The organism is Rhodococcus sp. UFZ-B548 (genome assembly GCF_903819475.1).
Lineage (GTDB): Bacteria > Actinomycetota > Actinomycetes > Mycobacteriales > Mycobacteriaceae > Rhodococcus_F > Rhodococcus_F erythropolis.
The window spans coordinates 120,487-132,060 of the sequence record NZ_CAIJDS010000001.1 but is presented as its reverse complement, the minus strand read 5'-3'; the positions used below and the strand labels follow the sequence as shown (position 1 = coordinate 132,060).

The following is an 11,574-nucleotide window of genomic DNA, read 5'->3' as shown; positions in this document are numbered from 1 at the left end:
GTGACTGTGGTCGAAAATGATCAATAGTTCAGAGGCATCCTCCAGTTTCGTTTGCATCTTGCAACACGGCCATAGCGGGCTTCGGTTCGAAGTCGAGATTCAGAAGGCCAAAGTTTTGTTCGCGATCACCGGGATCGGAGCCGCGGTCCTGGAGACTGTAAACGAAGACCTTCTGAACGAACCCGAGGCTACGTGCTTCGTTGAATCCGTCACGCAGTATCTCGGCTTGCATCGACTCGGTCACAGCGTCGAGACCAGTTCCTGTTGGTGCCCCGAATTCGGTCGCCCAAATAGATTTGGTCGAGTCGCCGTTTGCAACCATTGTGTCGTGCATCAGCCGCATTCGATAGAAAGAGTTCCAGTTTCGAGTCAACGGGTCCGAGGGCAGTGCCGGGTGGGTGTACGGATGCATTCCGACAACGTCGAAGTGTTGTCCAGCTCCATATTCGTAGATGTTCGCGAGGAACGTCGTGGGGCTTATGTCAGCGCCGTTGTCAGTTGCGGGGGACAAGCCACCGGAGACAATTGTTGCGCCCGGTTGCACTGCCTCGATTGCTACGCTCGATGCGGCGAGCAGCTTCGAGTAATACTCAGGATCCGGCGTCGGATTGAAGAATGTTTGGAGATTGGGCTCGTTCCAGATCTCCCATGACGAAATGGAATTCGAGTAGCGGGCAGCGGCAATCGCCGCGAACCTACCGAACCCGTCCGGGTCGGCCGGACGGGTATGCGTGTCAGGACTCGTCGCTGCCGGATCTCTTGCCCAGGCAGGCGTGTAGGTGATGAGACCCAGAATCTCGAGTCCGGAAGATTTTGCGATGTCCACGAGGCGATCGGTTCCGGACCAGTCGAAGGCGCCCTCGGTACTTTCGATGGCGGACCAGTCGATGTCGAATCTGACCCAGTGCGAACCCGATGATCGAATAGCTTCCACCGTTCGATCCATTTCGGCGTCACTCATTGCGGTATAGCCGGAACCAAGTGCGATGCCAGTATTGTCTGACGAAGGTTGAACTGCGCAAGGTTCGCCGGTTGCGGTAATCGAAGAATGGACTACCAATCCGACAATCAACAAGACCACTGCGACTGCGGCGACTCGACGTGCCTTAGCCATCGATGAGCTCCTTCAGCAGAGCCGGAAGATTCTTCTGGATGTCATATCGGTCCTCTACCTTCCGCCGGCCGATGCGTGACAATTCGGATCGTGCACGCCCGTCCTCCAACAGTCTCGTTATCTCGGCTGCGAGTTCTACTGAATCAGATGGCTCAACGAGCGATCCGGCGCCGTCCCCCAGTAGCTCACTGGTGCCGCCGAGATCTGTTCCGACGACTGGCACTCCGATGCTCATTGCTTCGAGTGCCACGAGTGGGCCGGCTTCGGGAGAGGTGCTCGCAGAAATCGCGATGTCCCATCCTTTGATAGTTGCCAGTGAATCGACATATCCGAGAAATGTGACGCGACCCGCCAGATCCGACTGCTGTGCGCGTTCACGTAGTACTTGTGCGTACATTTCGTCGCCAGGGAACGGAAGTCCGGCGATTTCGAGTTGGACGTCTACTGTGCGGGCGATGGCATCCATCAACACCAAGTGGCCTTTCCACGGCGTCAGTGACCCGATGATTCCGACAACTCGGCGTGCCGGTGATCGAACTTCCGTTACCTCAGGGGGAACTACAACACCAAGTCGTGATACCGAGGTGGGAATTCCCAGCGAAAGAACAGGAAGCGAGGTCGGTCCGGAGACGGCGACTGCTCGTCGGATCCCGGGTTTTGCAATCCGTACGACGATTCGTTGTTTTGTGCTCGAGAGAGTGTCGTGGACAAGCCACGTTGCACGTTGCGGTACGCGGCCGAGCCTGATCACCGGCAATGCGAACAGTGAGTTGACTATCACGGTCGAGCTGGCCGACTGAGCCCGAGACGCAATGATGCGCCCGGCAATTCGCCAATTCTTTGCAACTTCGAGAATCGCCAGGACGCGTGCCAGACCCCCTTCGCCTCTGAGCGACAGGGTTGGTAGCGTGACCGTTTCGAAGTCGACTGACGCGCGTGCGCGATCCCTCAGCGGCCCTTCCGGACAAGCCAACGTTACCGTGAAACCCTGCTCGTGTGCCAAACGCATCAGTTGGAGCATGACCAGTTCGGCGCCGGAGATCTCTCCAGTGTGGCTGACGAAAATGATCGTTCGTGTCATTTTACTTCCCTGTCGGGTTTTACCATTGCGAGTGGCGACTTCCCGCCCGCGAGCGATACAAGTGCATAGATTCCGACTGTCCCAAGTGGAGCGAGAACCGAAACGACTGGCCATGGCACGCCCAACCTTTCGACGCAGATCGTTCCTGCCACTGTGACCACCGCGCAGAGGGCGACGGCCGCTCCGAGCGGGAGCATCGGAAACATTCTGTGAACCGGCAGACTTTGCCGCACTACAATCCAAATTGCAACGAAAAGAAGCAGTTCGGTCGATACGGTCGCAACTGCCGCTCCGTTGAATGACATTCGAGGAATCAACACGATGTTGACCACGATATTGAAGAGTAAGCCGCCCAATGCAATCCACGGATATATTCGATGCCGGCCGCTCGCAACCAGGATCATCAACCCCAACTGGGTGAGCATCGAGAAGCATGCGCCAAGCACCAACAGTCGCGTCGAGGTCCCTGCAATTGCGAACCGCTCTCCGTACAGAAAGGTGAGCACTCCGGTGGCAGCAGGCCAGAACGCGGCGATCGATGCGCTCCCGAGAACTGTCAGGACGATGAATGTTTCGCGGCTTCGTTCGCGGAACACTCCCACGCTGTCGGGCCAATATGACACGAGAAGTGTTGTTACCGGGGTGACTACGGTGATTGCGACGATTTGCAGAAGGTCCGCGAATTTGTACCCGATGGTGTACAAGCCGACCGAATCGAAAGTATCGAGCTTGCCCAAGAGCAGCACATCCACTTTGGACAGAAGCGTGACCAAAGCGAAGCCGATGCTCAAAGGGATTGCTTCGATCAGCATTTCCCGCCACCTACGAAACTGCGCTCGTGACGACGGCCTTGGCCCGGCGACGCCCTTTCGGACACCGCGCACTTTCACGACGGCCGCGACCACTTCGTTGATGACCGCAGGGATGACGAGAACGAGGAGGATCGGCTGCCACAAAACCGCGACGATGGTCGCGACAAGCTGGGCGAGTTGCCCGACGCCCTCGGCGATTGCGACATACGTCATGCGCAGGCGGCTCTGGTACATGACGGAAAGTGCATGGCTGGGAGTGGCAACGACAACGACCAAACCAGCGACCGCCGTTGCTTCGACCACTTCTGCGGGGTAGCGGAGAATCCAGACATAACCCACCGCGACGATGTATCCGAAAAGACCAAGGGCGACCCGTAGGGATATGAACGCGGTGGTGACCAGCGAAACTTCCCACGGATTGCACTCGACCAACTTCGCGAGCACCACTCGGCCGACGCCGAGATCGGTGACGACGGACAACAATCCGAGCAATCCGAAGATGAGGGAGAACTGACCGAATTCGTCAGGGCTGATCGAACGCGCGATCAGAACCGAGCCGGTCCACCCCATCGCTGCCACTGCGATCCGGCTTCCGAGCATGATCGCAGTGCTTCGGCGTGCATCGTTCGCAGTCAAATCCGGAGCGGCCGGCCCGTGGATTTTCGTCTCTCGCTCGCGACGTTCCTTCTCGAACTTGTCGATAGCGGCCTGGCGCAATTCGGCGAACTCTCGCGGCGATACGGGCTCGGTGCCCGTCGAATTGCGATTCGTCATGAGCAACTCACACGCTCAGCCCTGCAGTGCGGTACGCGTCAACCGTGTATTCGGCTGTTCGGGTCCACGTCGATCGGGCCGCGACACGTGGCGCAGATATACGGAGTGCGGTGTTGACATCGTCGTCCAGGACGACTGAGCGAAGAGCGGCCAACCAGGGAGCCTTGTCGTGCTTGCGGACAAGCACGGCGGCGTTGTCGGCGAATTCGGTCAGTGCTCCGACCGCACTCGCAACCACTGCCGCGCCGCACGCCATGGCTTCGAGTGGCGGCAGACCGAACCCCTCGTAGTGGGAGGAGTAAGCGACAGCAGTTGCGGCGGAATAGAGTGCCGGAAGGTCTTCTGTCGCGACGTAACCCAATCCTCGGGCGGAACGGGGCGCGTCGGGGCCCGTCGAGCCGGAGCCCGCCAGCAGAAAAGGAATCGACAGCTCCGTGCACGCTTCGGCGACCAGAGCGACATCTTTTCGAGGTTCGATCGTTCCGACCTGCAGCACGAATCGCTCCGGCAGTTTCAATCGCCTCCGAACTTCGGCCACTGCAGCTTCGGTGGGGATCGTGGCCCAGGATGCGGGTGCCAGCGGCGTGACAACGGCATGCCGACCGCTCAGTGCGAATATTCGTTCGGCGGTGAAGTCCGATACTGCAATGACGACGTCGGCCTTGCGTAGCGCCGCGGACAGGAGTCGGCGTTCGCCAGCTGCTCGATATCGACTGAAGGCCCACGGAACGTCGAATACCGACATGTCGTGAAACGTCGAGATCTTCAGGCCGCCTTGCCCGATCGGGAGGTCGACGTCGAGGCTGTGGAACAAGTCGCTGCCCGCGACCGGCACCATCGCCCACGCGGCTCTGCGTGCTCCGGAGGCAACAGGGCGCGTCACGGCGCGCACTCCGGTTGGAATCTCATCGACAGCGTCGATTTGCACCGTTGCGCTGAGGTTCGTCGATTCGCTGATCAGTGGGGAGAGTTCTCGGAGTAGTTCGCGTGCATAGGTTTGGACGCCGCCCCCACCAGGTCGGAGTGCCATGGCTCCGAGGGTGATTCGTGATCGGATATCGCTTCTTTCTCCGAGTGGTGTTGAGTCAGTGCGCATCCCACGGTTCCAATCAGTAGCCAAAAGTAGAGGTCGAGGGGAAATATCTCGAAATATGTCGAGACGACAGAAGCGACCGCGGCCGCGACGATCGAGGCGCTGACACCGAGAGCCAAAGCGCCGTCCGAGCCGGGAAGCACACGCGATGCCCTCAGCGCGGACGCTCCGGAAGATATGAGGACCAGGACAAAAATCCACAAGCCGATCGGTCCGAGCTCGACTGCGACTTTCATGTAGTAGTTGTCGGGCTGATAGGGGATCAGCCCAAGTGTTGTCGCGGCCTTGATCGTCATCGTGTTGAGCATCGGTTGTGCTGCTTCCGCCGCCTTTGCCGCCGCGGATCCTGTTGCGCCCAAACCTTGCCCGAGTGGATGCACGAACAGCGAGCTGATTGTCGACGACCATCCGCTACCGCGTTCTTCGAGACTGTACGACGAGAACAGTGGTTTGACGATTGATGGTGGTGCCAACAGAAGTACGAAGGGAACGGCAGCGGCAGCCGCGCCGAACAACATCAAGATAGACCGATACTTGTATACGGCAATCCAGAGAAGCCCGACAGCCAACCCGATGTAGCTGGCCCGCACAATCGAGACTCCCATGCCTACGACCATGATCGGAGTTGCGGCCAGAAAGATAATGTTGCGCAGCCGTTTCGGATCCGCGAGAGCGACCGAAATGCCGACGATCAAACTCAGCATCACGAAGAGACCGAACGCAAACGGACCGGTGAAAGTGCTGAAGCTTCGCAAGATCGAGCCGGTGATTCGAATCTGCTCGGTGTAGCTGTAGCCGAGATCCACCAGGTATGCAGGCCCTACTGCTTGCTGAAGGAGTCCGATGACTGCTGTCAGTATCCCCATACCCATCAGGACGGACACGAGATGATCTCGGTCGTCCCGCGAGAACGGTGCGCGCCAGAGAATGACGGGTATCAAGATGTAGAAGTAGGTGATCTTTATCGATGTCACCCCGGCGATACCGGACAGAAGCAGTGCTGACGCGGAACCGAAAGCTACCCAGGCCGCGGCAGCCGGCCACCAAGGCATCGAGGGGCGCACTACCCGAAGGCGATTGGGGCTGACGAAGGTGCATCCCAACGTGAGCAGGAGCAACCCCTCCTTCCAACCGGCCATCGATGTCCCGCCGGGAATGATCGCCAACAGACCGTGGAGCGGAGCGAACAGTGCAACAAGCAGCAAGCCGCGTTGTGGTCGCTGGTAGATCGCAACGACGATGGGTACTGCGAAGATTGCAGCAACAATCATGAATGATGTGTTCACGCGATGAACCGGTTCGCATTCGCCGTGTCGGCCCGAGGGACCGTCGTAATTCCGAATGCTTTCGCTATCGAAGAAATCGCCTTTGTTTGCACGATATTTCGGAGGTCACGATGGTAGGACGGGTGATCGCCGACCGGTGGCATGATCGCGTTGAACGTTTGTCCTCGGTGAGTCATCCGGGCAACGCCTTCGGGTCCGCGTTGCTGATTGAACCATGCGGCGTCCGCGGGGGAGAGGATGACGGTGGTATCCACCCCACGCTTGCAGAGTGCCTCCAGCATTACCTCAGGAACCTGCGTGATTCCCCTGATTCCCAGAAGCTTCCACGCGGGATAGGGGAGACGGGACTGCAGTACGCCTTTCACCCGTCCGCGGAGGGGAAGTTTCGTGGTTTCGGCACCTGGATCGATTCGAGGAGCCTCCGGCAAGACAGCATCCATCAGGGACTTCTTGCGCCTCACCGACCACAAGATCATGTTCACGAGTATTGTCGATCTCGCACCCATCTGGAGCGCCATGGACGCTGAGGTCCATGCCCCCGAACACAATCCGGTCATCACGAGGTTTCTCGGATCTGCGCCGAGTGCGGCAACGGCAGTGCGTGCGTCCTCGTCTGCCGCGTGTGAATAGACCGACGTCGGATTGTCGGCGTCGATCGGACCCGAGTCGCCGACCCCTCGTCGGTCGAATCGGAGACTCGTGACCGAGAGAGCCGCGGCCTCACGAGCGATGGTCACCCACGAGCGGCCAGGCCCGACTCGATGCTCGATTGCCGTAGTGAAGAACAGTAGTCCGCGCTCGGGAGGCGCATCGGTGGTCGATATGTTGCCTGCCTCGGATTCGGGAGAAGTTGCGGGATGCGTGCGGATCGCGAAGAGCTCCTGAGCACCGAATCGTTCCAACGTCTCGAACACCTCCTCGCCGACTTCGGTGACCGCGACGCGAGCTGTGGTGGTGATCGCGGGAGTGAACGCGGAGGAACTCGTGGGCGCGTGGCGATCCAACCACTGTGCAATTTCGCTGATGTGTGTGTAGGGGATGTCGACGTAGAAACTGGGAGGCGACGTGAACGCGTCGTGGTTCTCCAAGATCATCATCTCGGGATCAAGAGTTGCTGCGAGCCCGGCGACAGCCCTGCTGTCCAGTACCGAAGACTTCACGGCCAGAAGGGTGCGTGGACGTCCGAGAAATGGTCCGGTGATGCGGAGACGTGACAGTTGGTCGGCGCATTCGGGTGCCAGCACGCCACCCATGATCGACACACGTGAGTCGGCGGGATCGTCCTCTCCGACGCTGATCGCATAGAACGCACGTTGTTCCCTGAGGTAGTTGCGGCCGGTCAGAATTGGGTCCCACAGGACTATCGAGTTGACGGCTCCGCACTCCTGCAATGCCGACGCTGCCAGGAGGGCCCCAACTCTCAGTCCGACGATACTGACGGATTCCGCGCCCGCTCGTCGGACATAGTCCACAGCGCTGACGATGCTCTTCAGCCAGAGGGTGAGAGCGTCAGGATCGTCTTCGGCGCCGGCCGAGTCGCCGACTCCCGCGTACTCGAAACGAAAAGCTGCCATACCCTGTGCCGCGAGTTTTTCGCCGAGAAGTCGCATGCCGCGATAGGTGTCGATGTGCTCCTTGCCCAGCGGGGGACACATGACCACGGCTTCTCGGACAGTTCCTGAAGAGGGCACGTGAACGAATCCGAGCAACGGCCTGTCTGCCGACCCGAACCACGTGGCCAGTTGAGTCTCGATGGTGATCACTCCGGTCAAGATCGGTTGCCTGTATGTTGCTAGTAAACATACCAGTAGTCTGTTTGGTGCCGATCCGGCAATCTCTAGGTTTGTGGAGCGCCAAAAAAGCGCATAGGAGTCCGAAAATGTCAGGTGTACTCGTCCATGAATGGATAGAGCGTTCGGGCGGCGCAGAGAAGGTGCTGGACGAGTTCGTCAACTGCTATCCGGACGCTGACCTGTATTGTCTGTGGAACGATGCTCCCGGGCGTTACTCGACAACCGATGTCAACGAAAGTGCGCTCGCTGCAACGCCATTGCGTCGTAGCAAAGCGCTCTCATTGCCTGTCATGCCGTTCACCTGGCGAGGGTTGGAGAACCGCGGCTATGACTTCGCGCTGATCAGCTCCCACGTGTTTGCCCATCACGCAACATTCAGGGAGCAGTCTGCGCGATTCCGGAAATTCGTCTATGTGCACACCCCCGCCAGGTACGTGTGGAACCCCGAACTGGACGAGCGTGGAAACTCGCCACTCGCGAGGCTGGGATCACCCATTCTGCGCAAAATCGACCGCAAGAGAGCGTCGGAGGGGGCCTCGTTCGCAGCGAACAGTGAGTTCGTCAGTCGACGGGTTGAGCGCGCCTGGGGCGTGCAGTCACGGGTCATCCACCCCCCGGTGGACGTCGACCGGATCTCCGCCGTCGAGGATTGGCGGTCCCGATTGAGCGAAAACGAACTTCAGCTACTATCCAGTTTGCCCTCACCATTCGTTCTCGGTGCCTCGAGGTTCATTCCGTACAAGCGTTTGGACTGGGTGATCCGGGCAGCCGAGCGGGCCGGGACGGCTGCTGTCATCGCAGGGTCGGGCCCGGAAGAGGATCGGCTCCGCGCGATGGCTGACTCTGCGTCGGTTCCCGTTCGAATTGTTCGTCGCCCCTCGGATGCGTTGCTTTTTGCGCTGTATCAGCAGGCGCTCGCATACGTCTTTCCGGCGATCGAAGACTTCGGAATCATGCCGGTGGAGGCGATGGCTGCGGGTGCGCGCGTGATTACGAACAGCATTGGTGGAGCTTCGGAAACCGTGACACCTGGTGTCGACGGACTCCATTTCCACGACGACAGTTGGGAATCGGTGGCCGAGTGCATCCGAGATGTCGCCGCGGTGGACGTGAATGGTGCCCGCTCGTACGAGAAGTACTCCGTGCGCAGATTTCGCTCCGAGATCGCAACCTGGACCGGTGTTCCGGTGTTCGGCTACGCGAACAGTGTTTCGCCCCAGTAGTGTCCGTCGGCGAGACCGCCGGGGCACGCGAAGACGGCAGAACCGACGTGTTGGATGTATTCGTTCAGCGCATCGTGTCGTGAAAGGTTTTGCTGCATCGGAACAAATTGCTCGACCGGATTCCGGCAGTACGCAACGAAGAACAGTCCCGCGTCCAGGTGGCCGAAGCCGTCGGAGCCGTCGGTGAAGTTGTATCCGCGGCGCAAGATCTGAATCCCACCGAGTTCCTCGGCAGAGGCCAGGCGCACGTGTGAATCCTCCGGGATGACGAAGTCGTGGCCCATTTTGGAATCGAGATCAAGTTCGTCGAACTCGTCTTTGCCGCCGAGTGGCGCTCCGCTGCGTTTGGAGCGGCCGATGACGGCTTCCTGTTCCTTGAGTACTGCGCGATCCCACTGCTCGATCAGCATGCGGATTCGTCTGGCGACGAGGAATGAGCCGCCTGCCATCCAGGCCTGATCGTCAGTGGGATCAACCCAGACGTGCTGGGCGAGTGCGTTTGGATCTTCCGCCTTGATGTTGGCTGTTCCGTCCTTGAACCCGAACAGATTTCGTGGTGTCGCCTGCGTCGTCGAGGTCGAGGACGTTCGCCCGAACCCGAGTTGTGACCACTTGACCGACGCGGTCCCGAAAGCGACTCGCGCGAGGTTGCGGATCGCATGGACGGCAACCTGGGGATCGTTGGCGCACGCTTGGATGGCGATGTCGCCCCCGCTGCGATTCGGATCGAGGTTGTCCGCGCGGAAGTGGGGGAGATCCAGCAGGGCAGCAGGTTTCTTGTCTGCGAGCCCGAAACGGTCGTCGAAAAGTGACGGTCCGAATCCGATGGTCAGGGTGAGTTGCGACGGCGCGAGATCGAGTGCCTCACCGGTATCGCTCGGTGGCGCGTACGGACCGTCGCCGGTCGCTCCGTCCTCGGTTGCTTCCTGACCCGCCGTCATTCGTTCGGCCATCGCCGTCCACGTCTGCAGCAGCGTGATCAGTTGGTCGCGCGACTTCGTCGTCACATCGAAAGCGACGAAGTGCATGCGATCCTGGGCCGGCGTCGTGATGCCTGCTTGATGCTCGCCGCGGAAAGCCACCACGTCTGCGTGATCGGTGCCGGAATTCTCGTCGGCGGTCACCCGCCCGATGACGGCACCGGCACCGGCCAGGACGGCGCCGGCCCCCACGGCGCCGAACAGTCGGCGCCGTGAGACTGCGTGCGGTGCTGCGTTTTCCGCAGCGGGTGTGCCTTCTGGTGAATCAGTCATCTACTGTCCCGCGACTACTTCCTGGACCTGGCTGACCTCGGCGGACAGAGCATCGATTTTACGCGAGAGTTCCTGACGCTGCGCCTCGGTGACGGCGTCGTAGTACACGAATCCGTCGCCGACGCGGAACTGCGCCAGAGCGGCGTCGAGGTCGGCGAATCGGTCCGCGATGCGCTGGGCGAGCTCGGGATTACGTTCCTGCAGAATCGGGTTCAGTGCCGCGATCGCCGCTTGTGAGCCGTCGACGTTGGCCTGGAAGTCCCACAGGTCGGTGTGCGAGAAGATGTCTTCCTCTCCGGTGATCTTGGAAGTCGAGATCTCGTCGAGCAGTCCTTGGGCGTCGCCGGCGATCTTGGTTGGATCGATCGTGTAGTCCTCGGCGTTCACCTGATCGGCAAGATACTGAATGTCTTCGAGCAGTTGATCGGCGACTGCGTTGGTATCCGGCTGAAGTCCGGTGACCCACAAATCCTTCTCGAGGCGGTGGAATCCCGTCCAGACCTGACCGGGCTCCAGGTCCGCTTCGCGCAGGTCAAGCTTGGGATCGAGTTCGCCGAAGCTCTCGGCTTCGGGCTCGATGCGCTCGTAGTAGGTACGTGCGATCGGGAACAGTGCCTTCGCCTGGTCGACGTTGCCGGACTGGACGGCGGCGACGAACTGAGCTGCGGTGTCCTGCAGCGCGACGATCTGGCTGCGGATGTACCGCCGGTAGCCGTCGGCAGCTTCGGCGAGTTGTCCGCTCTCGTCGGTGGCCGCCTGCGAATCGCCCGTGACGACGAAGTCCTGGCGGATGCCGGTTCCGACCATGCCCGGCTTGCACGCGAGTTGATAGGTCGCAGCCTCGGGGAGGGAGACGATCAGCTGCCGGGTAAGGCCGGGGCCGATGTTCTCGACTTCGCCCATCGCTCGATCACCCTCGGCGAAGACGTAGAACTCGGTGACCTTCGAGCCGTTGTTCGTCACCTGGAACGTCGAACTGCCAGTGGTCCCGGTGGTGGCACTGACGTCACACGAATCGTCGGTGGCCGTGACGACGATGTCGCCGTCGCTCGCCGTCGTCTTCTCGGTGCACGCGGCGAGGGAGAAGGGAAGTACCGCAGCCGTGGCCAGTACGAGGGTGGATTTACGCATGTCGGCAATGCCTC

At 60.2% G+C, this 11,574-nt stretch carries 9 protein-coding genes; 1 reads left to right on the top strand and 8 read right to left on the bottom strand.

The genetic code is table 11. The features are described 5' to 3' along the window. Positions 1-28 precede the first annotated feature (28 nt). The 6 genes from H7C86_RS00635 to H7C86_RS00610 are packed head-to-tail and all read right to left on the bottom strand — an operon-like array spanning position 29 to position 7,923. Positions 29-1,114, bottom strand: a complete 1,086-nt coding sequence (locus tag H7C86_RS00635) for a beta-xylosidase (RefSeq protein ID WP_182260923.1) — start codon at positions 1,112-1,114, stop codon at positions 29-31. Next, entirely contained in the window at positions 1,107-2,195 is a 1,089-nt protein-coding gene (locus tag H7C86_RS00630) for a glycosyltransferase family 4 protein (RefSeq protein ID WP_259349003.1), read from the bottom strand. Before H7C86_RS00630 ends, H7C86_RS00635 begins: the two co-directional genes overlap by 8 nt. After that, complete coding sequence (locus H7C86_RS00625) at positions 2,192-3,781, bottom strand: flippase (RefSeq protein ID WP_019744637.1); 1,590 nt, start codon at positions 3,779-3,781, stop codon at positions 2,192-2,194. Before H7C86_RS00625 ends, H7C86_RS00630 begins: the two co-directional genes overlap by 4 nt. Before the next feature lie 7 nt (positions 3,782-3,788). Then, on the bottom strand, positions 3,789-4,811 hold the full coding sequence (locus H7C86_RS00620; RefSeq protein WP_259349002.1) for a glycosyltransferase family 1 protein: 1,023 nt from the start codon (positions 4,809-4,811) through the stop codon (positions 3,789-3,791). After that, complete coding sequence (locus H7C86_RS00615; protein WP_020970281.1) at positions 4,739-6,145, bottom strand: O-antigen ligase; 1,407 nt, start codon at positions 6,143-6,145, stop codon at positions 4,739-4,741. Before H7C86_RS00615 ends, H7C86_RS00620 begins: the two co-directional genes overlap by 73 nt. 11 nt (positions 6,146-6,156) lie before the next feature. Continuing rightward, the gene (locus H7C86_RS00610; RefSeq protein ID WP_020970280.1) at positions 6,157-7,923 is read right to left on the bottom strand and encodes an alpha/beta fold hydrolase; all 1,767 of its coding nucleotides are present in this window, start codon (positions 7,921-7,923) and stop codon (positions 6,157-6,159) included. Positions 7,924-8,039: 116 nt separating this feature from the next. Between H7C86_RS00610 and H7C86_RS00605 the strand changes: the two genes are divergently transcribed. Continuing rightward, on the top strand, positions 8,040-9,176 hold the full coding sequence (locus H7C86_RS00605; RefSeq protein WP_020970279.1) for a glycosyltransferase: 1,137 nt from the start codon (positions 8,040-8,042) through the stop codon (positions 9,174-9,176). Here H7C86_RS00605 and efeB read toward each other — a convergent pair. Together efeB and efeO are read right to left on the bottom strand one after the other, a co-directional pair. After that, positions 9,149-10,429 (bottom strand): iron uptake transporter deferrochelatase/peroxidase subunit, encoded by a 1,281-nt coding sequence (gene efeB / locus H7C86_RS00600; RefSeq protein WP_019744632.1) that lies wholly within the window; start codon positions 10,427-10,429, stop codon positions 9,149-9,151. The genes H7C86_RS00605 and efeB overlap by 28 nt on opposite strands. Beyond that, the gene (efeO, locus tag H7C86_RS00595; RefSeq protein WP_084325325.1) at positions 10,430-11,560 is read right to left on the bottom strand and encodes an iron uptake system protein EfeO; all 1,131 of its coding nucleotides are present in this window, start codon (positions 11,558-11,560) and stop codon (positions 10,430-10,432) included. Positions 11,561-11,574 lie beyond the last annotated feature (14 nt).

Bases quoted from the DNA above. Each gene is read 5' to 3' on its own strand.
- H7C86_RS00635 (WP_182260923.1), bottom strand. From the start codon at position 1,114: ATGGCTAAGGCACGTCGAGTCGCCGCAGTCGCAGTGGTCTTGTTGATT.
- H7C86_RS00630 (WP_259349003.1), bottom strand. From the start codon at position 2,195: ATGACACGAACGATCATTTTCGTCAGCCACACTGGAGAGATCTCCGGC.
- H7C86_RS00625 (WP_019744637.1), bottom strand. From the start codon at position 3,781: ATGACGAATCGCAATTCGACGGGCACCGAGCCCGTATCGCCGCGAGAG.
- H7C86_RS00620 (WP_259349002.1), bottom strand. From the start codon at position 4,811: ATGGCACTCCGACCTGGTGGGGGCGGCGTCCAAACCTATGCACGCGAA.
- H7C86_RS00615 (WP_020970281.1), bottom strand. From the start codon at position 6,145: ATGATTGTTGCTGCAATCTTCGCAGTACCCATCGTCGTTGCGATCTAC.
- H7C86_RS00605 (WP_020970279.1), top strand. From the start codon at position 8,040: ATGTCAGGTGTACTCGTCCATGAATGGATAGAGCGTTCGGGCGGCGCA.
- efeB (WP_019744632.1), bottom strand. From the start codon at position 10,429: ATGACTGATTCACCAGAAGGCACACCCGCTGCGGAAAACGCAGCACCG.
- efeO (WP_084325325.1), bottom strand. From the start codon at position 11,560: ATGCGTAAATCCACCCTCGTACTGGCCACGGCTGCGGTACTTCCCTTC.